We start from the raw sequence: 24,855 nt of genomic DNA on the forward strand, positions 1-24,855 counted from the left end.
GGTATTTGAGAAGTGAATAGTAAGCAAGACAGAAAATAGAAAAAAACGTATATTATTTATAGTTCTAATTAACTCCCCTTTTTACAAAACCTTTTTTCAACGTTACAGGAACAAAATATTAATGTGGTAAAATTACTGCACTTGTATTTAATTTTATTAAATTACAATACATTTTAACGACAATTAGTGTAATTAAACCAAAGTTTTTTATTTTTGCCAACAATTTAAATTTTTAAAACAAATATTATTATGTCAGACATTGCATCAAGAGTTAAAGCTATCATCGTTGATAAATTAGGAGTTGATGAAAACGAAGTGGTAACCGAAGCTAGCTTTACTAACGATTTAGGCGCAGATTCATTGGATACAGTTGAGTTGATAATGGAGTTCGAAAAAGAATTTGATATTCAAATTCCAGACGACCAAGCCGAAAATATCGCAACTGTTGGTCAAGCCATCAGCTATATAGAAGAAGCGAAGTAAAATCATGTATTCTTAAATAGAATTCAAATTATCCATGTGGTAAATGCTCCGCATGGATAATTTTTTTTAATTTACGCTTGGTTTAGATTTAAACAAATAAGAAGTTAAATGCAGTTAAAGCGAGTTGTAGTTACAGGTTTGGGGGCGCTTACGCCAATAGGAAATAATATTGAAGAATATTGGAATGCGCTGATTAGCGGTAAAAGCGGATCGGCACCTATTACATATTACGATACAGAAAAATTCAAGGTAAAATTTGCTTGCGAATTAAAGAATTACAATACAGAAGACCATTTTGATAGAAAAGAAGGTCGAAAGTTGGATAGATTTGCGCAGTATGCGTTAGTTTCTTCCGATGAGGCTATTCTTGATTCTAAATTAGATTTAGAAAAAATAGATAAGTTTCGTGTTGGAGTTATTTGGGGAGCAGGTATTGGAGGTTTAGAAACCTTTCAAAATGAAGTTATGAATTTTGCGAATGGAGATGGTACACCCAGGTTCAATCCATTCTTTATACCAAAAATGATAGCAGATATTGCTCCGGGAAACATATCCATTAAGCATGGTTTTATGGGGCCAAATTACACCACTGTTTCTGCATGTGCCTCTTCGGCAAATGCAATGATAGATGCCTTAAACTATATTCGATTGGGTCATTGCGATGTAATCGTAACGGGAGGTAGTGAAGCTGCGGTTACTATTGCGGGTATGGGCGGTTTTGGTGCAATGCACGCATTGTCTACTAGAAATGAAAGTCCTGAGTCTGCTTCAAGACCTTTTGATGCAACCCGAGATGGTTTTGTTTTAGGGGAAGGTGCAGGCGCATTGGTTCTAGAAGAATATGAACATGCAATAGCCAGAGGTGCTAAAATCTATGCAGAGGTAGCAGGTGGCGGAATGTCAAGTGATGCTTATCATATGACGGCTCCCCACCCAGATGGTATTGGTGTGGTTAGGGTAATGGAAAATTGCCTAAGAGATGCCGGTATGTCCATAGAAGATGTTGACGCCATTAATACTCATGGTACTTCTACACCACTTGGTGATGTAGCAGAATTAAAAGCGATTACCAAAGTATTTGGTGAACATGCAAAAAAGATAAATATTAATTCTACCAAATCAATGACGGGTCATTTGCTAGGTGCTGCAGGGGCGATTGAGGCGATTGCTTCAATTTTGTCTATGGAGCATGGTATTGTGCCACCTACAATAAACCACACTACGGTTGATGAAAATATAGATCCTAGTTTAAACCTTACATTGAACAAGGCGCAGAAACGAGATGTGAAAGTTGCCATGAGCAATACGTTCGGTTTTGGAGGACATAATGCCTGTGTAGTCTTTAAAAAATTAGATTAATTTAATTTTATGCATTTTCCCACAAACTTATTTAATTCCCATCCTAAAGAGGATGGGGATTTTTTTTTGGGGGTCACTAAAATTTTAGGATTTAAACCCAAAACATTATCCTTCTATAAGAAGGCCTTTTTACATCGATCTATGAATAAAAAGGATGAAAAGGGAAATGCTATGAATTATGAACGTTTAGAATTCTTAGGCGATTCTATGTTGGGTACCTTAATTTCTAAGCATCTTTATAATGAAGTCCCCGAGGGTGATGAGGGTTATCTTACCAAAATGCGTTCTAAAATAGTAAGTAGAGAACATCTTAATGAACTTGGTAAAGATTTAGGGCTTATTAATTTTGTAGAAAGTAGAATTCCTAAATCGAATTTCGGCCAAAACATTCATGGTAATGTTTTTGAAGCTCTTGTAGGTGCGATCTATTTAGATAGAGGTTACGACTACTGCGAAAAGTTTATTAAAAAGAGGGTGATTGAGCCCTATGTAGATATTGAGCAATTAGAGGGCAGGGTTATAAGTTATAAGAGTTTAGTTATTGAGTGGTGTCAAAAGCAAAAGAAAACTTTTGATTTCGATGTTTATGAAGACACAGGAAATGATGTATTAAAACATTTTGCCGTTAAACTTTCTATTGGAGGTAATGTAGTGGCAAAAGCTAGGGCAACTTCAAAGAAGAAGGCAGAAGAGAGAGCTTCAAAAAGAGCATTCTTTGCACTTCAAGACAAGATGGAGAATTAATCTTCAGTAAAAATTGTAAAATGCTAACATTTTAATAACTATTATAATGTTTATATCAATTTATGATACTAGGCTTTAAAGCTTATTAGTTTTATATTTACGCTTTTCTTGGAGTATGGCAGCTATTTATAAAATAAACGATGATTTTTATGATGAATCTTTTATACTAATAGCTTTACATACTACTTTAGACGATTACGCTTTAGTCTATGGGTTGAATAAAAGTTTAAAAGCAAAATTTGTAAGAGCAAGAAAGGATTTTAATCTTGCTGAAAATAAATCATTTCCAATTTTTGAATGGGATGATGAATTTCATGACATATATTGGGTGTTAGTTGCAAACCACGGAAGTGAACATGAACTTATCCCCAATAATGATTTATTCCAAAACGAAACAATATCTAATAAACCAAGGCTTATACGTGAATATAAGGATGTTGATTATTTATTAAAAATAGAAACGGAGAAGGAGTACGATACAAGTTTGTTGATTAAAAATATACTTATGATGCCAAGAATTATGGCAGCATATGAAATAAGTACAGAAAAACTAAAATCGAAGAACAATTTAATATTTTAAAAATGCCAACTGTAAAAAAGACGAAAATTGTAGCCACATTAGGGCCTGCAACTAGCAAGAAAGAGGTACTCAGGAGCATGATCAATGCAGGAGTAGATGTTTTCAGAATAAATTTTTCTCACGCCGATTATGATGATGTAGCCGAGCGCGTTAAGATGATACGTGAATTAAACGAAGAATTGGATACAAATACATCCATTTTAGCAGATTTACAAGGACCTAAATTACGCGTAGGTGTAATGACAGGTGATGTTGTAGTTAGTCCTGGTGATGAAATAACATTTGTTACAGGGAAACCTTTTGAGGGTACTGCTGATAGAGTTTACATGAACTACAAAGAATTTCCTAGAGACGTTAAGGCTGGGGAACGAATTCTATTGGATGATGGAAAACTAATGTTTGAGGTAGTTAAAACCAATGGAACAGATGAGGTTTTAGCTAAGGTTATACAAGGCGGGCCACTTAAATCTAAAAAAGGTGTAAATCTACCAAACACAAATATCTCATTACCGGCACTAACACCAAAGGATATTAAGGATGCCGAATTTGCAATCAGTTTAGAAGTGGATTGGATTGCTCTTTCGTTTGTTCGTTTCAGTCAAGATTTGATTGATCTTCAGAATATTATCAATAAACATTCTGCGCATAAAATTCCAATTATAGCAAAAATTGAAAAGCCAGAGGCGGTTGAGAATATCGATAAAATTGTAGCCTATTGTGATGGTCTTATGGTTGCTCGTGGAGATTTAGGTGTTGAAGTTCCTGCACATGAAGTTCCTTTAATTCAGAAACAATTGGTATTACGTGCCAAAAAAGCTAGGATTCCTGTAATTATTGCAACACAAATGATGGAAACCATGATTACTAGTCTTACACCTACTAGGGCAGAAGTAAATGATGTTGCTAATTCAGTTATGGATGGTGCAGATGCTGTAATGTTATCTGGTGAAACTTCAGTAGGTAATTATCCTGTTGAGGTAATTGAGAAAATGTCTAGTATTTTACAAAGTGTTGAAGGTTCAGATTTAATTCATGTTCCTCATGATCCACCACATGTTCGTACAAAAAGATTTATAACAAAATCTATTTGTTACCATGCAGCATTAATGGCAAATGAAATAAAGGCAAAGGCAATCTCTACATTGACCAATAGTGGATATACCGCTTTTCAAATTTCAGCATGGAGACCTAGTGCTCACATACTTGTATTTACGTCGAATAAAAGAATTCTTACTCAATTGAACCTTTTATGGGGAGTAAAGGCTTTTTATTATGATAAGGATGTTTCTACTGATGAAACGATTGAAGATGTAAACCGTATGGCATTTAAAAAAGGATTCCTAGAAGTTGGCGATATGTTAATCAGTCTAGCGGCGATGCCTATGAAAGATAAAGGTATGGTTAATACACTAAGAGTGTCAGAGATAGAATCTAGGGATATTTAGTCGTTCTATAGAAATAAATAAAAAAAGGGGTCACTGAAAAGTGATTCCTTTTTTTATTTGACTTGTAATTTCTTTAAGCAACTTCCTTCTCAAAGGCAATGAAATTAACCACCTTTCCTTTTTGGTCAAAAATTGGGTGACCTTGTATCCAACAATTATAGGTAGAACCATCTTTACGATAATTAACCAAGGTAACTTCAAAAGGCTTATTTGCCTTAACCGCTTCAGAGACTATTTTAAGAGTAGATTTTGAAGTTTTGCTACCTTGAAATATTTTAGGTTTTTTACCTAAAATTTCATTTGGGTGATATTGATTCATCGCCCAAATATTTTTAGTAGCAAAAACAATATTTAAATTAGTATCGGTTACCACCACTACGTTTTTATTGACCTTCAATTTCTCATCTAATACCTCAGTATCTATATTCCAAGAATTTGATGATCCTAAACTCATAAGAGAGCTCATGTCCTCTTCAGATTTATAGATACTTGCAACATTTTCAGCGTAAAAATCCCATGAAAGGACAGGCAAAACAAAATAATTTAAGCTTTTTCTAAACTTGACTACGGCGTTGTCGTAATCTTTTAAATCTATCATGCAATTTAGCTTAGAGTAATAAATAAATTTTCTTTTTCACAGCAATTTGTTACAAAGCTATAAAAACGTACAAAGCAACAATAATGTTAAGAGATGATTAACACAAATGTTTAATATAACGTCCCTAATAATACAAATTACAATTAAAAAGTTGAACATAAATTCAATGAAAATAGTTTAATTTATGGGACTTACTTAAGTTAAATTGGTTTATTTAGGTTATAATTTTTTTATAAATAAACCCTAATAGAATTTCTCTTATAGGGTTTGTGTCTTAATTAAAAAGTTGGTAAAGGTTTTTCAATTCCATCCACCACCTAAAGCTTGGTAAACATCTATCCTTGCCATTAATTGGTCTTTTTTAGTTTCCACCAGTTCCATTTTTGATTCTAATGCTTCACGTTGCGTTAACAACACTTCAATATATTCAATTCTTGCAGATTGAAATAATCGAGTAGACAAATCAATAGATTCTGTCAATGCCTGCACTTGGTTTTCCTTTAAATCATAACTCTTTTTAAGGTTTTCCATTTTAGAAAGCTGGTTCACAACTTCAATATAGCCTTTCAAAATCGCTTTTTCAAATTCAAAAACAGCTTGTGCTTGTTTTGCATTAGCAGTATTATAGTTTGCTTTTATTGCATTTCTGTTGATTAGAGTCCCCACGATATCACCAATAGCACTGTATATAAGCGATTCAGGAGCAGCCGTTAAATACTTCGGATTGAAAGCCTGTAATCCAATGCCAGCTTTTATGCCTATACTAGGATAAAAATTTGCTCTAGCGACTTTGATATTAAGCTTGGCTGCTTCCAATTCATATTCCGCTTGTCTAATATCAGGTCTATTTTGCAGTAACTGTGAAGGTACTCCCGAGTAAATGGTGTCCATCTGAGTTTCAATAAAACCTGCTGAATTACGAGCAATATGTTGAGGTTGACGCCCAATTAAAAAATTGAGTTTGTTTTCCATTTCAACAATTTCTTGTTGTACCTCAAACTTATGGCTTTGGTTTTTCAACACCTCTGCTTCGAACCTTTTTACAGCAAGTTCGGTAGCACGTGCAGCTTCTTTTTGCAACCGAACCATTTTAAGGGCATTTCCTTGTAATTCAAGGTTTTGCTCAATGAAGGCTAACTGATTATCTAGGGCTAAAAGCTCATAATAAGAATCTGCAATTTCAGCAATTATTCTAGTTACCATAAAATTCTTACCCTCAATACTTGAAAGGTATTCTAGAACGGCTGCTTTTTTAGAATTACGCAGTTTTTTCCAGATATCAAGCTCCCATGAGGCAAAAATTCCTGCAAAGTAATCTGTTAGTGGCTCAGGAAATTCTTCCCCTTCCTTTATTTCCAGATTTTTTTCAACAGCGCCATTACGGGTGTACTCACCAACTTTTTCAACCTCGGCTCCTGCGCCATAAGTAATAAAAGGTAAGTATTCTCCTTTTCTAGCTTTAACTTCATTCTGAGCTACATCAATTTGTTTCAACATGATGTTCAACTCTTGGTTATTAACCAATGCTGTATCAATAAGCTGTACTAAATTATCATCCTTGAAAAAATCTTTCCACTGAATGATTGCACTGTTAGTCGTATTAGTCGATTGTTGCGCATACTGCGACGGTAGGTTTTTATTTTCTTGTTTAAGTTCTTTTGTAGGAACACAAGAGTAAAAAACACTAACGCTTTGTATTAGCACCAAAAGCAGTTTACTACGCTTCATAAAGAATTTTATACTATTAATCATTGTTTTCTCTTTTGGTTAGTTTTTTAATCATTGACTTTAATTCTTTGATCGCTTGTTTGGTCTTGCTATCTCCTTCACTAGCTCTCATGAATTCTTCAGAAATAGGCTCGAATGATTCATCTTTAATAAGACTACGTCCTTCGGCAAGTTTTGCAAATACATAGTAGAGTCCAGGAATTACTATAACCCCGAAAATTGTACCGATAAGCATACCGCCAAGAGCAGAACCACCAATAGTTCGGTTACCTATGGCACCGGCACCTGATGCAACTATTAAAGGAATTAATCCTGCAATAAATGCAAACGATGTCATTAAAATTGGCCTGAACCTTGCTCTAGACCCTTCTATTGCAGCTTCTAAAACAGTTGCACCTTGTCTTTGTTTTTGAACCGCAAACTCTACAATTAAAACCGCATTTTTACCTAAAAGACCTACGAGCATAATTACACCAATTTGGGCATAAACGTCGTTTGCCAATCCCGTCATTTTTAATAGTAAGAATGAACCAAATATACCTGCTGGTAAAGAAAGTATTACAGCGAATGGTAGTAGAAAGCTTTCGTATTGGGCGGCAAGCACGAAATAAACGAATATCAATACCACGATAAAAATGTATAATGATTCGCTACCTCTGTTGGCCTCGTCATACGATAAACCTTCCCATGCAATATCATAACCTCTAGGTAAGGTTTCTTTGGCTACTTCTTTAATAGCGTTAATGGCATCACCAGTTGTAAAACCAGTAGCTGGTAATCCATTAATAGCAGCAGAATTATAAAGGTTGTACCTAGTGATTTCATTTGGTCCCAGTTTCTTCTCCATAGACATGAATGCTGAATAAGGCACCATTTCACCTTCTTCATTCTTTACGAACAACTTTTCTAAATCTGAAGGCAATGCTCTGTATTCAGGTGCAGCCTGCGTATACACTTTAAAGAATCTACCAAAACGAATAAAACCTTGTTCGTAGGTACTACCTATTAAAATATTTAGGTTTTCCATTGCCTTACCGATGCTAACACCTTTTTGCATGGCAATCTTATTATTTATTTTCAATTCGTATTGAGGATAATTAGCAGAGTAAAAAGTAAATAAACCTGTTAATTCTTCGCGCTCGCCTAGAGCTTTCATGAAATCGTTATTGATTTTTTCGAATACATGATAGTCGGTGTTCTCAGTTTTATCTAGTAGACGCATAGAAAATCCGCCAGAAGAACCAAAACCAGGTACTGCGGGAGGTTCAAAATATTCGATTACAGCCCCTAAATCCTTCGTTTCCTCTTCAAGCTCTTCCATAATTTCGTGTACAGAGAGTTCACGTTCGCCCCATGGTTTAAGGTTTATTAAACAAGTACCAGCGTTAGAGCCCCTTCCTTCTGTCATGATTTCATAACCGGCCAATGAGGAAACTGATTCCACACCTTCCATTTCTTCGCAAATTTTCTGCAATTTTCTTGCAACATCATTGGTACGTTCTAGCGTTGCACCTGGGGGTGTTTGAATAATCGCATAAATCATACCTTGATCTTCGTTGGGTATAAATCCAGCAGGAAGTGATTCATTGGTAAAGAATATAGCTAAGCAGAAAGCGATTAGAAGTCCAAAGGTTACCACTCTTCTCGCTACTATTTTATTTAAAAGCTTTACATAACTTCCTGTAAGGCGCTCAAATCCTTTGTTAAACCAGTCAATGAATTTATCGATGGGAGATTTACGTTTTGGCTTACCATGATTGTTTTTCAACATCATAGCACAAAGAACAGGGGTAAGAGTCAAGGCAACGATAGCTGAGATTATGATTGATCCTGCCATAGTTATTGAAAACTGCCTATAGAAAACCCCAACAGGGCCAGACATAAATGAAATGGGAATAAATACCGAAACCATTACCAAGGTTATCGCGACGATGGCACCACCAATTTCACCCAAAACTTCAGAAGAGGCTTTGTATGGAGATAGGTTTTCTTCTTCCATTTTTACGTGCACGGCCTCCACGACGACAATTGCGTTATCTACAACAATACCAATAGCCAATACCAATGCGAATAGGGTAATTAGGTTAATTGATAACCCGAACATCTGCATTACAAAGAACGATCCGATTAAAGAAACAGGTACCGCTATAATAGGTATTAGCGTAGAGCGCCAATCTCCTAAAAAGAGAAATACAACTATTGCCACAAGAATAAAAGCATCTCTAAGTGTATGCAAAACCTTTTCGATAGAGGCATCTAAAAAGTTCGACACATCATAACTTACTTGATATTCTAATCCAGGAGGGAGGTCTACTTTTAATTCTTCTAATTTAACTTTTACGGCATCGATAACATCCTTGCCATTACTACCTACAGTCTGTTTTAGAATCATAGAAGCGGAAGGATGCCCATCTAAATTAGAGTAAATATCAAAAAATTCACTACCCAATTCAACCTCGGCTACATCCTTCAATTTTAGAATTTCACCTTCATCGTTTGCTCTAACGATAATGTTTTCATACTGTTCAGGCTCATTATATCTGCCTTCATAGGTAAGTACATATTCTAATGATTGAGACTTTTTACCAGAACTACCACCTAATCTTCCTGGTCTTGCGATTATGCTTTGTTCTTGCATAGCCTCCATCACTTCTTCGGCAGAAACATTATAGGCGCGCATACGGTCAGGTTTTAGCCAAACACGCATGGCATATTTTCGGCTTCCTAATATCTGGGCACTTGCAATACCATCAATTCGTTGAATCTCAGGAACGATTTTAGTATACGCATAGTTATATAGAAAAAGCTCATTATCGTCTTCATTATTACTATACAGGTTTACGTACATTAACATACTAGGTTGTACAGGAGTAATTACAACACCTTCCATCTGTACCAATTCTGGTAAGTTGGGCATTACTTGGTCTACTCTAGTTTTTACCCTTACAACTGCCTGGTCAGGATCTGTGCCAGGCTCAAAAATGATACGTAATGTTCCTTCTCCAGCACTTGTAGCATCTGAAGCAACATATCGCATTCCTTGTACACCGTTAATAGCGGTTTCTAAGGGAATAATGGTTGAATTTATAAGCACGTCTGCACTTGCGCCTGGATAAGCGATGAAAATATTCACCGTTGTAGGGGCAATTTCAGGAAACTGGGATATTGGTAATTGTTTAATTGCCAATAACCCTGTAAAAACTATAATTACCGAAATAACAATAGCCAATACTGGTCTATGTATAAATCTTTTGAACATATCTTAATGTATTTGGATATTGTTATTCTGTGTATAGGTCTAAACTTGACAGCACTTTCTTAGGTGATACAAATTCAGATTCTATCTTTTGATTATCTTTAACCATACGTATACCGTCAAGAATAATTCTATCCTTTTCAGTTAGGCCTTTGATTACAACGAATAAGTTGGGCATTTCTGCTCCAATGAAGATTTCACGTTGTTTTACTACATTGTCTTTGTCAACAACAAATACGAATTTTTTATCTAAAATCTCGAAAGTTGCCTTTTGAGGAATAATCAATGCGTCTTTTAAAGGAACCGTCATAAGAATACTGCCAGTTTCACCGTGTCTTAGTATTTTGTCAGGATTTGGAAAAGTTGCCCTAAATGCGATGTTGCCTGTTGTATTATCGAATTCACCTTCTATAGTTTCAACGATACCTATTTGATTAAATGGCTTATTGTTGGCCATTAAAAGCCCAACCTCTTTTTTGGTGTCTTTGTCAGTACTGATGATATAATCTAAGTACTCAGCTTCTGGCACATTGAAATAAACCCACATTTTAGAGTTATCGGATAAGGTGGTCAATAATTCGCCCTCATCTAATAGACTTCCTTCTCGTACATGTAAGTGGTCCATAATACCATCAAATGGCGCACGAATATTTGTAAACCCTAAATGGGTTTGTGCTAAGGCAACCTCTGCATTCGCTTTGTCAAAACTTGCTTTGGCCATGGCCAACTCATTTTTTGATACAACATTACCATCTAATAATAACTGAGTATTTTGTAGCTCAATTTCTGCAACTTTCGCTTCTGCTCTTGCTTTTTGTAAATCTGCCTCGTAAATGTTGGGCATAATGTTGAACATCTGCTGGCCCTTTTTAACGAATTGGCCTTCATCAACATGAATTTGTTTTAAATAGCCCCTTTCAAGAGCCCTTACTTCAATATGCCGAATAGAGTGTATTTGGCTTACGTAATCTTTGGTTATTGATGTATCCTTTTTAAAAGGGCTTGTAACTAGGAATTTGGCATGTTCTTCCTTTTTCTCTTTTTTTGATTCGCAGCTTGTATACAAAAACAAGGCACACACTGAGGCGAACAGGAGAGTTCTCTTGGTCATAATTTTTAAATTAAAATTGATTGTTACTTTTAGTTTATAGAAATGCGAAAACGCATGAATTGTTGGGTATTAGAAATACTTATCTAACTAACCCAAATGAAGTAGTTTAGGGCAAAAGTTAATTGCCCAATTAAATTATAATCGAAATACTTGAAATAAGACGAAGCGCTTATTTACATAAAAGAAGTGGCTTGATAGTGTTTCAAAGCTATTTCTACTTTCAAAGTAAGTAAATAGGAACAGTAGAGATAAAAGATAAAATGATGCTGAAGCGTAGGTTACTTCTTCTCCTTTTTTAAAAGAAGAAGATTCACTTTCTTCTTCTTCGATTTTAGCAGCTTCTAGCTCTAAAACTTTATTAGAGTGGTCTATAGCGCCAGCTATGGTTGCCGTATTTTGGCTGGTTGGTGAGCCAATAACTATAGGGAACTGGTGTTCAGTAAGGTGTAATGAAAATTCCCCTGAATTGATGTTAGCAAATAGAGGGCTGTATACACTAGATATAAGTATACAAATAGAAAGAAGAAACTTAAAAAAACTCTTTTTCATTTAAGAGGTCAAAATTATTCTAGTGAAATGGTCTGTACAAGTAAAAGCAGTTAATTTTTGTTAATATTTGTAATTTTTAGATAAAAGTGCTCAATTGAGGGTTGAATACTCAGAAATCGAACTTTAATTGCACCAATATTGCTTTATTATCAATCTTTTTAATAGCCTTATTATCAGTATTTAAGTTGGTAAGTGAAATACCCAAGAGGCGAACTGAGTTTTGCAACTCTTCTTGATATAATAATTCTTTTGCAGTTTCTAATATTAGCGTTTTATCAGCAATAAAATAGGGTATTGTTTTGCTTCTAGTGTTTAGTGTGAAATCACTATATTTTATTTTAAGTGTAATAGTTTTACCAGCAATAGTACCTTTTTTAAGTCTTTTTTCAAGCTCTTCTGCAATATGCTCTAAACGCTCTAACATGAAAATTTCACTGCTTAAGTTTTCATTGAACGTACGTTCAGCACCTACAGATTTCGGAATACGATGGGGTTTAACTTCACTCGTATGAATTCCTCTAACCACATTATAATAGTAGCTACCACTTTTTCCAAATTTTTCTACCAAGAATGCAATGGGTTTAGTCTTTAGGTCGCTACCCGTAAAAATGCCAGATTGATACATTTTTTCTGCAGTAACTTTACCTACGCCATAAAATTTACGAATATCAAGAGCTTCTAAAAATGAAATTACTTCTTCAGGGTTAACTGTTTTTTGTCCGTTCGGCTTATTAATATCACTAGCTACTTTAGCAATGAATTTATTTATAGATATTCCTGCGGATGCATTTAATCCTGTTTCTTCCAGAATGCGTTGTCGAATTTCAGTAGCTAATAAAGTAGCCGAAGGATTCCCTTTTTTATTAATCGTAACATCTAGGTAAGCTTCATCTAGGGATAAAGGCTCTACTAAATCAGTATACTCGAAAAAGATGGACCTAATTTTTTTGGAGATCTCCTTATACCGCTCAAATCTTGGTTTTACAAATGTAATATGCGGACAGTTTTTTTTAGCCAAATAACCGCTCATGGCACTTCGCACACCGAATTTACGGGCTTCGTAATTTGCAGCAGAAACAACACCTCTCTTTTCGCTACCGCCTACAGCCAGTGGCTTCCCTTTTAAATCAGGATTATCCAGTTCTTCAACCGATGCATAAAATGCATCCATGTCGACGTGAATAATTTTCCGCAAAGGCATTTCATTGGGCATAAGCAAATTTAAGACTTATCTTAGTTTAAGGATAGTAGATGTAACTAATGATATGATGGAAATTGAGCGTAAATTTTTAGTAAAATCAGATATTTATAAATCTTTGGCAAGGTCTAAAACACGAATAGTTCAAGGGTTTTTAAATACCGATGCCAACAGAACGGTTAGAATACGAATAAAAGGGGATTTAGGATTTATTACCGTAAAAGGCAAATCTAATGAGGCGGGTACGTCTAGATTTGAATGGGAAAAAGAGATTTCTGTTGAAGACGCCGATAATTTGCTGGCGTTATGTGAAAAAGGAATTTTAGAGAAATGTAGATATGAAATTGTATCAGGAAATCATGTGTATGAAGTTGATGAATTCTATGGTGATAATGAAGGATTAACTGTCGCTGAAATAGAATTGAATTCTGAAAATGAAAGGTTTCAAAAACCTGATTGGTTAGGTGAGGAAGTTACAGGTGATGTTAAATATTATAATTCTCAATTAAGTAAAAAGCCTTTTAAGGCATGGTAGATATTTATTTTTTAAGGGTTTAATTGTCACGTTTTCAAAGTATACATAATCCTAAATTATTGGTAGTTTGCTGCCCATTCACTAAAAAGGGGAAGTCTTATTTTTTTAGTTCTTTTAGTCTCACCCTTTGTAAATTCAGTCTTTTCCTTGCATGTATCGTTTACTAATTTCTATTGCCATCCACCCCCAAGAGAACGGTATAGTTCTACCGTAGCAGACAATTGGGTGAATTTATTATTAATTAAGTTAAGTTCTGCGTTTAAAGAATTTTCTCTGGCAGTTAAAAGGTCTAAATACGTTAGGTACCCGTTATTCAATAATTCTTCAGAATTACTTTCCGCTCTTTTTAATGCTGCCACTTGTTTAGCTATAAAAACTTCTTTCTCAACCGAGTTGTTGTAATCATATAAAGCTTCGGATACTTCTTTTCCAGCAGTTAAAAGTGCTTTTTTAAAACTTAATAAAGATTGCTCTTGTTGTGCTTTAGCTACTTCATAGGCAGTTCTTATTTTTCTTCCATTTAAAATTGGTTGCGTAAGTCCGCCAACAAGATTGGCGAAAATAGAGCTCGAATCTAACCAGTTATCAAGCTCCAAACTTTGAAGTCCGCCTTGTGCTGAAAGTTTAATAGATGGGTAAAAGTTACTTCTAGCAACATTTGTCATTTCAAAACTATTGACTAAGCTATATTCTGCTTGCATAATATCTGGTCTATTTCGAAGTAAAAGGGCCGGCACGCCAAGTTTCATTTCATTTGCTAATGACTGTTCATTTAATAGATTACGAGTATACGATTTCGGTTGTTCACCCAATAAAAGACTAAAGGTGTTCTCTGTTTTATAAAGGGAGTTTTTAAGGTCTAATAATAGACCTTGCGCGCTATAGAGCTGTGCGGCAGTTTGGTCTACAGCAACCTGGTTGGCTTGCCCAGCTTCTTTAAGAGCAGTAATAGTCTCTACACTTTTAGAACGGTTTTCTATTGTTTCCTCTGTTATCGAAATCTGTTTGTCTAAAGCTAATATTTGGTAATAGGTAATGGCAATTTGTGCCACTAGCCTTGTTTTTACTGCTTTGTGAGCTGCTACAGTTTGTAGGTAATTTGCATCACTTGCTCGTTCAGTGCTTCTAATTTTGCCCCAAATATCTGCTTCCCAAGAAACATTACCTGAAGTTTCATATTGATTAAAAGGCCGTGTAAAGAAACTTCCAAATTGCCCATTTTCACTAGTTCTTGCCGTTCTTGTTGCGGTAGAAGTTCCATTTATGGTAGGTAAATACCCTGCCTTACCCTGTTTAACATATGCCTTAGCAGCTGCAATATTTTGTAAAGCGATACGAATATCTAGGTTGTTGTCAAGTCCCCTTTGTATATGCGTTTTTAAATGTGAATCAGTAAAAAGGTCTTTGTAAGAGACTGTTGCAAATGATATACTGTCTTGTGGCAAATTATCTGTTCTATAAAGACTTTCAATGTCAACCACTGGTCGCTTATAGGTTTTTGCTGTAAAACAAGATGACAGCAAAAGCGGAAGTACGGCTACCAATAAAAGTTTATTAGTTATGAATTTGTTCATGATTTTTCTAATTCTTTGATTCTTCAATAGTTTCTTGTGGGGCACCAGTAATGCGCTCTTGTAAAGTTTGGAAAAAGATATATAATACGGGAATTACAAATACCCCGAATATGGTACCTATTAGCATACCACCAACGGCGCTCATACCAATAGACCTATTGCCTATAGCACCAATACCTGTCGATAATGCTAATGGCATTAAACCAAAAATAAAAGCAAATGAAGTCATCAAAATAGGTCGAAGACGGGCCTTTGCGCCATCTAAGGCCGAATCTAGTATAGACATACCATGCTTTCTACGTTGAAGGGCAAACTCCACAATAAGAATAGCATTCTTAGAAAGTAGACCAATTAACATGATTAAAGCAATCTGAAAGTATATGTTGTTTTCAAGTCCTGCCAAGTTTATGAATGCTATAGCACCCAAAATACCTATGGGTAATGAAAGAATTATGGCAAAAGGTAAAATATACGACTCGTACTGGGCACTTAATAAGAAGTATACAAATACCAAACTCAGTATAAATATGATGATAGTCTGGCTACCTGCACTGTTTTCTTCTTTAGTAAGCCCCGAATATTCGTAAGTGTAATTAGTAGGTAAAACCTGAGCGGTAACTTCTTCAATTGCTTTTATGGCATCACCGGTAGAGTAACCAGGGTTCATGGCACCGTTAATTTTGACTGAACTTAAAAGGTTGAATCTACTAACGATTTCTGGTCCATAGATCTTCTTTAATGAAACAAACTGTGACACAGCAACCGATTCACCATTTCCGTTAGTCACAAAAATATGATTAAGCGATTGTTCATTCGCCCTATCTTTAGGTTTTGACTGAATCATAACGCGATATTGCTTTCCAAATTTGTTAAAGTCGGTAGTATACAATCCTCCATAGTACCCTTGCATTGCGCTGAAAACATCTGTAACCGCTAAGCCAGCAGTTTTAGTTTTTTCAACATCTACCTGAACTTCATATTGTGGGAAGTTTGGGTTGAATTGAGTTATGGCGTATTGTACCTCAGGTCTGGCATTTAATGCAGCCAATAATTCATTTGTGGTTTTGCCCACAGTTTGCCAATCATCAGCGTCTTTACTCTGTAGGTTCATTTCAAAACCTGTAGAGTTACCAAAACCTTGAATACTAGGTGGAGTAAAGAAGAACGCTTTTGCATCTTTTAAACCTGCAGTTTTACCGAAAAGACTACCCACTACTGCATCTACAGATTGTGATGGATCTGTTCTTTCGTTCCAGTTTTTAAGTTTAAGTACAGAGAAGGCATAAGAACCACCATTTACCCTATTTAATAAACTAAAACCTGTAATATTCATTCTAGCTTCTATAATATCCATTGAGTCATATATAGAATCAATTTTCTTTACTGTTAGTTGCGTTTGTTCTAACGTCGTACCTGGTGGTAAACTAATATCGGCAAAAACAAGACCCCTATCCTCATTAGGGATAAAGCCAGCAGGTGTTGTCTTAAATAGTAAAACGGTAATTCCAGTTATAATTATTAGTGATACTATGGTAATCCATTTTCTTTTTGTAATGAATTTTAGGGACCCAACATATTTGTTGGTAATAGCATTAAAACCAATGTTGAAAGCAGAAAAGAATCGTTTTGTAAGGCTTTTTTTATCTACTTCGGATGAATTGTGTGGCTTTAAGAAAAGTGCTGCCAAAGCAGGACTCAAGGTCAATGCGTTTACTGCCGAAATAAGAATAGCAATTGCTAGAGTGATACCAAATTGTTGGTAGAAAACTCCTGAAGAACCACTAATAAATGAAACTGGGATAAACACTGCTGACATTACCAAGGTAATCGATATGATGGCTCCAGAAATCTCAGACATTGCCGATTTGGTAGCAGTTTTTGCATTCGTTGCACCTTCTTCCATCTTAGCATGAACCGCTTCTACTACTACAATGGCATCATCAACCACAATACCGATAGCCAGTATCATAGCGAAAAGTGTTAACATGTTAATGGAGTAACCAAATAAGGAGAGAAAGAAGAATGTGCCTATAATCGCAACAGGTACTGCAATGGCTGGAATTAAAGTGGATCTAAAATCTTGTAGAAATAAGAAAACCACAATGAATACCAATAGGAATGCTTCAATAAGGGTTTGAACAACATGACCGATAGAAGCATCCAAAAAATCTTTAGTGTTATAAGGAATCACATAATCCATTCCTTTTGGAAAATCTTGTTTGCTATCTTTTAAGATGGTTTGAATGGAATTTATTATATCATTGGCATTAGAACCCGAAGTTTGAAATATACCAACAGCGGTACCGGGTTTACCCATACCTTCGTTTTTAGTACCGTAATTAAAGGCACCCAATTCAACTTCCGCAACATCTTTAAGCCGTAAAAACTGGCCATTTTCTTGAGCTCTAATGATAATACCCTCGTATTCTTTTTCTTCTGAAAGACGTCCCTTATATTTTAACACGTATTCATAGACACCATCTGCATTTTCACCGATTTTACCGGTAGCCGCCTCTAGGTTTTGTTCTCTAAGTGCATTTTGAATATCTGATGGCATGAGGTTATAAGATGCCATTTTATCTGGGTTCAACCATATTCTCATAGAGTAATCCTTGGCACCAAAAACTGTAACGTTGCCAACCCCTTTTATACGTTGCAATTTAGGTACTAAGTTGATTCTTGCGTAGTTTTCAACAAAGGTGGCGTCGTAATTTTCATTGTCAGAAAACAATGAAAAGAACATAAGTGCACTAGTTTGCGATTTCTGGGTGGTTACGCCAGTTTGTACTACAGCTTGGGGTAAAATACTATTAGCACGAGCCACTCTGTTTTGCACGTTTACGGCCGCAATATCTGGGTTTGTACCTAGTTCAAAAAATACGTTTATGGTAGCGGCACCGTCGTTACTCGCGTTAGAAGTCATGTATAGCATGCCTTCAACACCATTAATCTGTTCTTCAAGTGGAGTAACAACACTATTAAGTACGGTCTCTGCATTTGCTCCTGTGTATGTAGCCGTTACCTGTACTGTAGGAGGTGCAATTTCAGGGTATTGTTCAATAGGTAGTGTCGTTAAACCTAAAATACCTAGAATAACGATGATAATTGATATCACCGTAGAAAGTACGGGACGATCTATAAATTTTTGAAACATTATTCTCTATTTATCTATTAGGATGAATTTCGTATTCTTATTTGACCGGACTAATGATCATTCCGTCTTTAATTTTAGTTACACCCTCAAGAACAATAGTGGTTCCATCACTAATTCCTTTTTCAACGATATAGCCTTTTTGCGTATTCGCGACTATTTTAATGGGCATAGTGGTCACACTGTTGTCATCTTTTAGAACATAAACTAATTTCTTTCCTTGAAGATCTACTGTGGCTACTTGAGGAATTTCATATGCACCTGCATAAATGGTAGGAATTTTAATTTTTCCAGTACTACCACTACTTAATAAATTGCTTTTATTGTCAAAATCGGCTCTTACAGTAACACTGCCTGTTGTACTGTTTATGATGTTATTTATCATTACAATCTTACCAGGCTCAGCATATTCTTCACCATTAATCATAACTAGCGTAACTTTTGGAGCCTTTTCAATATCCATATGGTTTTTATCATCCTTAGGCATAGACTCTTTTAACTTTAAAAGCTCTTTTTCGTTTAAAGAAAAGTAGGCACGTACCTCGCTTATATCAGAAACTGTAGTTAATGGCTTGCCCATAGAAGAACTCACCAAAGCACCTATTTTAAAAGGGATTTCACCAATATACCCATCAACCGGACTTGTAATACGAGCGTAGGCAATATTCGAGGCAACGCTCTGGTAACTTGCCTTAGCTTGCTCAAGTTTAGCATTTGCAGTCTCCAGTTGTACGTCACTAATAATACCTTTTTCAACTAGCGGCTTAAGTTTGCGCACCTCAACTTCTGCAATATTTACTGATGCCTTTGCAGCATTAGCATCTTGATTTAAAGTTTGAGTTTCTAATTTGAATAGGAGTTGACCTTTTTCGATTTTTTGACCTTCTTCTACATATACTTCTTGTACAAATCCAGATACTTTTGGCCATATTTCTACATTTTGTTTGCCTTCTAGTGTAGTTGAAAATTCAGTAAAGACAGTGAGATCTTGTTTTTTTAATTCACCTACTTTTAAACTTGGTGGAGGTGGCAGAGCAACTTCTTGCGCGGGTTTTTCTGATGTTTCAAAGCAGGAACTTAAAAGTAGGGAAGCACTTATTATTCCTATAATTGATAATTTTTTCATTTTAGACGTATATTATTTGTTTTAATTTATTGACAGGGCCTTGTTATTTCGGAATGTTCGGTATAAAACGAACTTTTTTGTTAAAAAAATTATTCTTCTTGTTTTTTTAATTCAGCAATGGTTGTTTTAAGGGTTGCTGTCATTTCTTTTAAACATTTGGTATATACGGTTTTTTTATTTTTGTTTTCCTTATATTTTTCTGGTCGAAATTGCTCATTATACTCGGTAAGCTTATGTAGCATATTACTTTCCCTTTCGAGTTGTTTTAATGATCGATCAAGCTTCTTAATAAAGAAAGTATTTTTTTCAGCAATTTTAAAATAACGTTTACGATCACCAGATTTTGTAAAATATTTTACGAAATCCATTTGTAATAAAAGGTTTAACGAAGTCGAAATAGAACTTTTACTAGCACCTCTTTTAAGAAGACAATCTTCAAAAGTTAGTCCGTCTTCATCTGTCAGTACCAAGTTTGCAAATATTCTAGCGGCCAATGGTGGAATATCGTACTCAGTTTCAAAATGAACACCAAGTTCTTCTATTAACTTGTTTTTTATCTCTTCTTTACTCATTATTTTAGGAATGAAGTAGTAAAGGTAATATTAGTTCGGAAGCAAACAAACTAAAAGAACCTAAATTTTCTTTAAGAGCGTTAAAATTTTGTTAGTATATTTTTGAGCCTAAGATTTGTTGCTAAAATTAGCGATTGGCATATTTCTTCAAGTATAAAACGTTCTTGGTGTTTAATGAGATTTTACAATTGAGGGTTCTTTGAAAACTTAGAATCTAATAAAAATGTATTTAAAGTGCAGTTTATTTAGCGTAGATTCCTTCCTTATCCATAATAGGAATGGAAACAAGATCACTTTCTTTTACACTATTTTGTTCGAAAAGAAACCGTTTTTCATATAACTTGTTGTCTGCGTAATAGGTGACGTAAAATTCATTGTTTAATGCAAGAACATCCTCTTGCACTACCTCAATCTTCTTATACGATTTACCCTCTACCTTACCAATAGCATGTCTCATAATAGAGGTTTTGCGGTCGCCTTCATATCCTTTTGAAACAATCATTGTCAATTCTATGGGGTTAACTCGGCTGTTAATGATATAAGCATTCCAGTCCTTGTCCAAAAATTCTTCGTTCCATTCACGAATAATGGCTACATAAACATCCTTGACAACAGGTATTTCAATATCTTTTTTCACAACTTTCTATTACAGAGCGCTTCTAAATTGTTCTAGAAAACGTAAATCATTTTCACTCAATAATCGTATATCTGAAATTTGATGTAACAAAAGGGCTATACGGTCAATGCCCATACCAAATGCAAAGCCTGAATATATTTCTGGGTCGATACCACAATTTTTAAGCACATTAGGGTCTACCATACCGCACCCCATAATTTCTAACCAACCAGTGCCTTTAGTCATTTTATAATCGGTCTCGGTTTCTAAGCCCCAATAAACATCAACCTCTGCACTGGGTTCCGTGAACGGAAAATAAGATGGTCTAAGTCTAATTTTAGATTTTCCGAATAGTTCGGTAGTGAAATATTGTAGCGTCTGTTTTAAATCGGCAAAAGAAACATCCTTATCAATATACAAGCCTTCTACTTGGTGAAAGAAACAATGTGATCTTGCTGAAATTGCTTCATTTCTATAAACTCTACCTGGAGATATAGTACGAATAGGAGGTTTGTTGTTTTCCATATATCGTACTTGAACCGATGAGGTATGCGTACGTAACAGAATATCTGGATCTGTCTGAACAAAGAAAGTATCTTGCATATCACGTGCCGGATGATATTCTGGCAAATTTAATGCGGTAAAATTATGCCAATCATCTTCAATTTCCGGACCTTCTGATACGTTGAACCCTATCCTTGAAAAAATATCGATTATCTGATTTTTTACAATAGAAATAGGATGTCTTGAGCCAATTTGAATTGGGTTTCCTGGTCGAGATAAATCACCAAACACCTTTTCATCAGAGTTTTTGTTCTCTAATGTTTCTTTTAACGCTTCTACTTTTTCGGTTGCAGCCTGCTTTAATTCGTTTATCGTTTGACCGAATTCTTTTTTCTGTTCATTTGGAACATTTTTGAATTCAGCAAAAAAGTCGTTTAAAATTCCTTTCTTACCTAAATATTTAATTCTAAACGATTCTACATCTGCTAAATTATCAGTTGTAAAAGCATTCACCTGAGAAATCCGTTCCTTTATTTTATCAATCATGTTATGCTACTAAAAAAGCAAATTTATAACATTTACCACAGTAAGTCCTGTTTTTTTATGGGTTTGATTAGGGGCTTGGTTTATAATATTTAATGGAATGTAAGTACTTAGGAAACAAAATAACCTACATGTATCAATCTAAATGGTATATTTCCATGATATCATGTAATATTCCCTCAAAGTCTATTTTTAGATCGACTAGTTTGCCGGTATGAACGTCAAACACCCAGCCATGAACTTTTAGCTCACGGTCTCTATAGGCTTTTTGTACTACAGCAGTCTTTATCAAGTTTACACATTGTTCTTGAACGTTCAATTCTACCAACCGATCATATTTCGTTTCTTCATCCTTAATTGCATTCAACTCCTCTTTATGAAGTCGGTAGACATCACGTATACAACGTAACCAAGGGTTTAGAAGACCAAGGTCTGCAGATTGCATAGCGGCTTTTACGCCACCACAGGCATAATGGCCACAAACCACAATATGATTCACTTTTAAATGTTCTACCGCATATTCCACAACAGACATAGAATTTAGGTCTATATTGATGACCATATTCGCTATGTTCCTATGAACGAAAACCTCACCAGGTTTAAGACCCATAAGCTCTTCTGCGGTTACTCGACTATCAGAACATCCTATATATAATAGCTCTGGGTTTTGTCCTTTACCCAGTTCTTCAAAATAATTTGATTCCGTATGAAGCTTTTTCTGGATCCAAACTTTATTATTTTCAAATACGTGGGTTAAATCCATAACATTGTATTAAGTATTTATTGGGTAGAAAGATAGTTTATAAAACTATTAATAGTCAATAATCTATTTATGAGTTCAAATTAATAGAAAGTCACTTCACCGTTTGAAATATCATACATGGCGCCCACAATCATCACTTCACCTTTTTCTTCCATTTCGGCTAAAACTCGGCTACGCTCCCTTATATTTTCTATGGTAATCTCAACATTTTTTGCAGATACCGCATCCACGAATTCTAGGTTTTGAGAGTTTCTTAAACGTTCATCCTTAGGTTCTTTCACAGCTGCTACTGCAGGCTCTATTTTGTTGATCAATGCAGTTAGGTTTCCTAAACGTGCATGGTCACAAGCACCTTTTATAGCGCCACAGCTGGTGTGTCCTAATACGACTACTAGTTTTGTTCCAGCTAGTTTACAGCCAAACTCCATACTTCCTAAGATATCTTCGTTTACGAAATTACCTGCAATCCTTATACTGAAAATATCGCCAAGACCTTGATCAAAAACCAACTCTGCAGAAACCCGTGAATCGATACAGCTTAAAATTGTTGCAAATGGGAATTGCCCATCACTCGTATCATTTACCTGTTCTAAAAGATTACGGTTCGCTTTTAAATTATTTTGAAACCTTTGATTTCCTTCCTTTAAAAACTGCAATGACTTTTCTGGGGTCATCGTAGCTTGTGTTTCTTTAGTATGTGCTTTCATAATTTTTTTACTTTTAGTGCTTTGTTGTTAGAATAAGAGGACCAATTTTATTTCTTTTGATCGGCATCAATTTTCAACTTAAGCTTTTTTCTGATTTGGGTCTTTTTTCAAAAAATTCAATATAACTAGAAGGGTTTTCAACTGCACCTCGTTTAGAAATTAGCTTTATATCAATATTTCTTTCCTTAGCTTTAAGCGAAAAGTCTTCTAAAATTTCGATAATATCATAATCTAAATAGCGTGTATTTAGTAAGTTCAATTCCAAATAGGTATCTCTGGGTAAACTATCCAGTTCTTTCAAAATAGCCCCTTTGTTAAAGAATGTCACCTCTTCTGCAAGGGTCATTTTTATTCTGTGCTTTCCATCACTTTTATCTTCAATATGTAGAAAGTGCGAGTTTTGATAACTTTTAATCATTATAACTAAAATGCCTACGGCTAAGCCCAATAAAATACCCATAAGCATATCGGTAAAAACCAAACCAAGAACGGTTACGATAAACGGTAGAAATTGTTTCCAACCTAATTGATACATTTTTTTGAATAGGGAAGGTTTTGCCAATTTGAACCCAACTACAAAAAGTATAGCCGCCAATACAGATAGTGGAATCATATTAAGTAGTGTCGGTATTAGGATTACGGAAATAAGCAATAGAAAACCGTGAATAATGGCCGATAATTTACTTCTACCTCCAGATTGAATATTCGCAGAACTACGCACTATAACTTGGGTAATTGGTAAACCACCTATTAAACCTGAAATAATATTACCGGTGCCTTGAGCTAATAATTCCCTATTGGTGGGGGTTACATTTTTATGTGGATCCAATTTATCGGTAGCTTCAACACAAAGCAGTGTTTCGAGACTGGCCACCAATGCCATGGTAAAGGCGGTAACCCAAACTTGAGGGTTGGTGATGGCGCTGAAATTTGGAAAACTGAACTGTGCGAGAAATGAAGAAATTCCTTCAGGTACCGGTACACTAACCATATGGTCTTTAGATATGGATAGTACTTCATGATCTTTGGTCATGATATAATAAACAATACCAACAACTACCGCAACAACGGGACCTTGAATCAATTGAAATATTTTCCCTTTTTTAGAAAGTACATTACTCCATAAAATTAGAATTCCTAAACCTATTATCGCTATTAATGTAGCTCCCGGGCTAATATTATTTATGGTATTTAAGATTTCAGTGAAGGTGTTTTGTCCATCTACCTGAAAAAATGCCCAATCTCCTTCCGGATCAGAATCATATCCGAAAAAGTGAGGAATTTGTTTTAATATGATAATAATACCAATACCTGTCAACATTCCTTTGATAACGGAAGATGGAAAATAATATCCTATAATACCTGCTTTTAGAATACCAAAAATAATTTGAATTATACCCGCCAAAACGACTGCTACCAAAAAATTTTCATACCCACCAAGAGATCCAATAGCAACAAGAACAATAGCAGCTAAACCTGCAGCGGGTCCACTTACACCAATTTTGGATCCACTTAAGGCACCTACAACAATACCACCTACAATACCAGCAATTACTCCTGAAAATAATGGGGCGCCACTAGCAAGCGCAATTCCCAAACACAAGGGTAGGGCTACAAAAAATACAACAATACTCGCTGGAAAATCACTTTTTAAATGTTTGAACATATAATGTATAAATAATGTCTTATATAAATTTATAAGACAGATTAGTT

General features: G+C 35.2%; 21 protein-coding genes. 6 read left to right on the top strand and 15 right to left on the bottom strand.

What is annotated here, in order from left to right; genetic code table 11:
* Window positions 1-249: 249 nt before the first annotated feature.
* The 5 genes from AACZ49_RS00225 (at window position 250) to pyk (ending at window position 4,611) form a co-directional block, all read left to right on the top strand.
* Window positions 250-483: an acyl carrier protein gene (locus AACZ49_RS00225; RefSeq protein ID WP_008269813.1), complete on the top strand. Its 234-nt coding sequence runs from the start codon at window positions 250-252 to the stop codon at window positions 481-483.
* A gap of 108 nt (window positions 484-591) precedes the next feature.
* Entirely contained in the window at window positions 592-1,842 is a 1,251-nt protein-coding gene (gene fabF, locus AACZ49_RS00230; RefSeq protein WP_339650419.1) for a beta-ketoacyl-ACP synthase II, read from the top strand.
* Between the two features lie 9 nt (window positions 1,843-1,851).
* Window positions 1,852-2,586, top strand: a complete 735-nt coding sequence (gene rnc / locus AACZ49_RS00235; protein WP_339650420.1) for a ribonuclease III — start codon at window positions 1,852-1,854, stop codon at window positions 2,584-2,586.
* A gap of 115 nt (window positions 2,587-2,701) precedes the next feature.
* Entirely contained in the window at window positions 2,702-3,166 is a 465-nt protein-coding gene (locus AACZ49_RS00240) for an IPExxxVDY family protein (RefSeq protein ID WP_339650422.1), read from the top strand.
* A 2-nt stretch (window positions 3,167-3,168) separates the two neighbouring features.
* Window positions 3,169-4,611 (top strand): pyruvate kinase, encoded by a 1,443-nt coding sequence (pyk, locus tag AACZ49_RS00245; RefSeq protein ID WP_339650424.1) that lies wholly within the window; start codon window positions 3,169-3,171, stop codon window positions 4,609-4,611.
* A 73-nt stretch (window positions 4,612-4,684) separates the two neighbouring features.
* Here pyk and AACZ49_RS00250 read toward each other — a convergent pair whose 3' ends face one another.
* The 6 genes from AACZ49_RS00250 to dinB all read right to left on the bottom strand — a co-directional run bounded on the left by AACZ49_RS00250 (window position 4,685) and on the right by dinB (window position 13,066).
* A complete protein-coding gene (locus AACZ49_RS00250; protein WP_339650426.1) occupies window positions 4,685-5,209 on the bottom strand; it encodes a PAS domain-containing protein in 525 nt (174 codons plus the stop codon).
* A 300-nt stretch (window positions 5,210-5,509) separates the two neighbouring features.
* Window positions 5,510-6,961, bottom strand: coding sequence for a TolC family protein (locus AACZ49_RS00255; protein ID WP_339650428.1), 1,452 nt, complete (start codon window positions 6,959-6,961; stop codon window positions 5,510-5,512).
* Window positions 6,954-10,196 carry an efflux RND transporter permease subunit gene (locus AACZ49_RS00260; RefSeq protein ID WP_339650430.1) on the bottom strand — a complete coding sequence of 1,081 codons (3,243 nt, stop codon included), beginning with the start codon at window positions 10,194-10,196 and terminating at the stop codon, window positions 6,954-6,956. Before AACZ49_RS00260 ends, AACZ49_RS00255 begins: the two co-directional genes overlap by 8 nt.
* A gap of 22 nt (window positions 10,197-10,218) precedes the next feature.
* Window positions 10,219-11,304 (bottom strand): efflux RND transporter periplasmic adaptor subunit, encoded by a 1,086-nt coding sequence (locus AACZ49_RS00265; RefSeq protein ID WP_339650432.1) that lies wholly within the window; start codon window positions 11,302-11,304, stop codon window positions 10,219-10,221.
* A 135-nt stretch (window positions 11,305-11,439) separates the two neighbouring features.
* A complete protein-coding gene (locus tag AACZ49_RS00270; RefSeq protein ID WP_339650433.1) occupies window positions 11,440-11,853 on the bottom strand; it encodes a hypothetical protein in 414 nt (137 codons plus the stop codon).
* 109 nt (window positions 11,854-11,962) lie between these two features.
* Entirely contained in the window at window positions 11,963-13,066 is a 1,104-nt protein-coding gene (dinB, locus tag AACZ49_RS00275) for a DNA polymerase IV (protein WP_339650434.1), read from the bottom strand.
* A 52-nt stretch (window positions 13,067-13,118) separates the two neighbouring features.
* On the opposite strand from dinB, the gene AACZ49_RS00280 reads away from it, so the two are divergent.
* The gene (locus tag AACZ49_RS00280) at window positions 13,119-13,586 is read left to right on the top strand and encodes a CYTH domain-containing protein (RefSeq protein WP_339651426.1); all 468 of its coding nucleotides are present in this window, start codon (window positions 13,119-13,121) and stop codon (window positions 13,584-13,586) included.
* 170 nt (window positions 13,587-13,756) lie between these two features.
* On the opposite strand, the gene AACZ49_RS00285 is transcribed toward AACZ49_RS00280, so the two are convergent.
* The 9 genes from AACZ49_RS00285 to AACZ49_RS00325 form a co-directional block, all read right to left on the bottom strand.
* Complete coding sequence (locus tag AACZ49_RS00285; RefSeq protein ID WP_339650435.1) at window positions 13,757-15,160, bottom strand: TolC family protein; 1,404 nt, start codon at window positions 15,158-15,160, stop codon at window positions 13,757-13,759.
* A 7-nt stretch (window positions 15,161-15,167) separates the two neighbouring features.
* Window positions 15,168-18,314: an efflux RND transporter permease subunit gene (locus AACZ49_RS00290; protein WP_339650436.1), complete on the bottom strand. Its 3,147-nt coding sequence runs from the start codon at window positions 18,312-18,314 to the stop codon at window positions 15,168-15,170.
* A gap of 37 nt (window positions 18,315-18,351) precedes the next feature.
* Window positions 18,352-19,437: an efflux RND transporter periplasmic adaptor subunit gene (locus AACZ49_RS00295; RefSeq protein ID WP_339650438.1), complete on the bottom strand. Its 1,086-nt coding sequence runs from the start codon at window positions 19,435-19,437 to the stop codon at window positions 18,352-18,354.
* A gap of 89 nt (window positions 19,438-19,526) precedes the next feature.
* The gene (locus AACZ49_RS00300; protein WP_339650439.1) at window positions 19,527-20,009 is read right to left on the bottom strand and encodes a transcriptional regulator; all 483 of its coding nucleotides are present in this window, start codon (window positions 20,007-20,009) and stop codon (window positions 19,527-19,529) included.
* Window positions 20,010-20,250: 241 nt separating this feature from the next.
* Window positions 20,251-20,646: a hypothetical protein gene (locus tag AACZ49_RS00305; protein ID WP_339650441.1), complete on the bottom strand. Its 396-nt coding sequence runs from the start codon at window positions 20,644-20,646 to the stop codon at window positions 20,251-20,253.
* A 9-nt stretch (window positions 20,647-20,655) separates the two neighbouring features.
* A complete protein-coding gene (gene pheS / locus AACZ49_RS00310; RefSeq protein WP_339650443.1) occupies window positions 20,656-21,675 on the bottom strand; it encodes a phenylalanine--tRNA ligase subunit alpha in 1,020 nt (339 codons plus the stop codon).
* A gap of 133 nt (window positions 21,676-21,808) precedes the next feature.
* Window positions 21,809-22,435, bottom strand: a complete 627-nt coding sequence (locus tag AACZ49_RS00315; protein WP_339650445.1) for a carbonic anhydrase — start codon at window positions 22,433-22,435, stop codon at window positions 21,809-21,811.
* Window positions 22,436-22,515: 80 nt separating this feature from the next.
* Entirely contained in the window at window positions 22,516-23,142 is a 627-nt protein-coding gene (locus tag AACZ49_RS00320) for a carbonic anhydrase family protein (protein WP_339650447.1), read from the bottom strand.
* 73 nt (window positions 23,143-23,215) lie between these two features.
* Window positions 23,216-24,808, bottom strand: a complete 1,593-nt coding sequence (locus AACZ49_RS00325) for a SulP family inorganic anion transporter (RefSeq protein ID WP_339650448.1) — start codon at window positions 24,806-24,808, stop codon at window positions 23,216-23,218.
* Window positions 24,809-24,855: the final 47 nt, after the last annotated feature.

This window comes from uncultured Maribacter sp. (assembly GCF_963975365.1).
GTDB lineage: Bacteria > Bacteroidota > Bacteroidia > Flavobacteriales > Flavobacteriaceae > Maribacter.

Excerpts from the sequence above, each read along its gene's own strand:
- AACZ49_RS00300 (WP_339650439.1), bottom strand. The coding sequence starts at position 20,009 with ATGAGTAAAGAAGAGATAAAAAACAAGTTAATAGAAGAACTTGGTGTT.
- AACZ49_RS00255 (WP_339650428.1), bottom strand. The coding sequence starts at position 6,961 with ATGATTAATAGTATAAAATTCTTTATGAAGCGTAGTAAACTGCTTTTG.
- pheS (WP_339650443.1), bottom strand. The coding sequence starts at position 21,675 with ATGATTGATAAAATAAAGGAACGGATTTCTCAGGTGAATGCTTTTACA.
- AACZ49_RS00265 (WP_339650432.1), bottom strand. The coding sequence starts at position 11,304 with ATGACCAAGAGAACTCTCCTGTTCGCCTCAGTGTGTGCCTTGTTTTTG.
- AACZ49_RS00270 (WP_339650433.1), bottom strand. The coding sequence starts at position 11,853 with ATGAAAAAGAGTTTTTTTAAGTTTCTTCTTTCTATTTGTATACTTATA.
- AACZ49_RS00320 (WP_339650447.1), bottom strand. The coding sequence starts at position 23,142 with ATGAAAGCACATACTAAAGAAACACAAGCTACGATGACCCCAGAAAAG.
- dinB (WP_339650434.1), bottom strand. The coding sequence starts at position 13,066 with ATGCCCAATGAAATGCCTTTGCGGAAAATTATTCACGTCGACATGGAT.
- fabF (WP_339650419.1), top strand. The coding sequence starts at position 592 with ATGCAGTTAAAGCGAGTTGTAGTTACAGGTTTGGGGGCGCTTACGCCA.
- AACZ49_RS00250 (WP_339650426.1), bottom strand. The coding sequence starts at position 5,209 with ATGATAGATTTAAAAGATTACGACAACGCCGTAGTCAAGTTTAGAAAA.
- AACZ49_RS00225 (WP_008269813.1), top strand. The coding sequence starts at position 250 with ATGTCAGACATTGCATCAAGAGTTAAAGCTATCATCGTTGATAAATTA.
- pyk (WP_339650424.1), top strand. The coding sequence starts at position 3,169 with ATGCCAACTGTAAAAAAGACGAAAATTGTAGCCACATTAGGGCCTGCA.
- rnc (WP_339650420.1), top strand. The coding sequence starts at position 1,852 with ATGCATTTTCCCACAAACTTATTTAATTCCCATCCTAAAGAGGATGGG.
- AACZ49_RS00285 (WP_339650435.1), bottom strand. The coding sequence starts at position 15,160 with ATGAACAAATTCATAACTAATAAACTTTTATTGGTAGCCGTACTTCCG.
- AACZ49_RS00315 (WP_339650445.1), bottom strand. The coding sequence starts at position 22,435 with ATGGATTTAACCCACGTATTTGAAAATAATAAAGTTTGGATCCAGAAA.
- AACZ49_RS00290 (WP_339650436.1), bottom strand. The coding sequence starts at position 18,314 with ATGTTTCAAAAATTTATAGATCGTCCCGTACTTTCTACGGTGATATCA.
- AACZ49_RS00240 (WP_339650422.1), top strand. The coding sequence starts at position 2,702 with ATGGCAGCTATTTATAAAATAAACGATGATTTTTATGATGAATCTTTT.
- AACZ49_RS00280 (WP_339651426.1), top strand. The coding sequence starts at position 13,119 with ATGATGGAAATTGAGCGTAAATTTTTAGTAAAATCAGATATTTATAAA.
- AACZ49_RS00260 (WP_339650430.1), bottom strand. The coding sequence starts at position 10,196 with ATGTTCAAAAGATTTATACATAGACCAGTATTGGCTATTGTTATTTCG.
- AACZ49_RS00295 (WP_339650438.1), bottom strand. The coding sequence starts at position 19,437 with ATGAAAAAATTATCAATTATAGGAATAATAAGTGCTTCCCTACTTTTA.
- AACZ49_RS00325 (WP_339650448.1), bottom strand. The coding sequence starts at position 24,808 with ATGTTCAAACATTTAAAAAGTGATTTTCCAGCGAGTATTGTTGTATTT.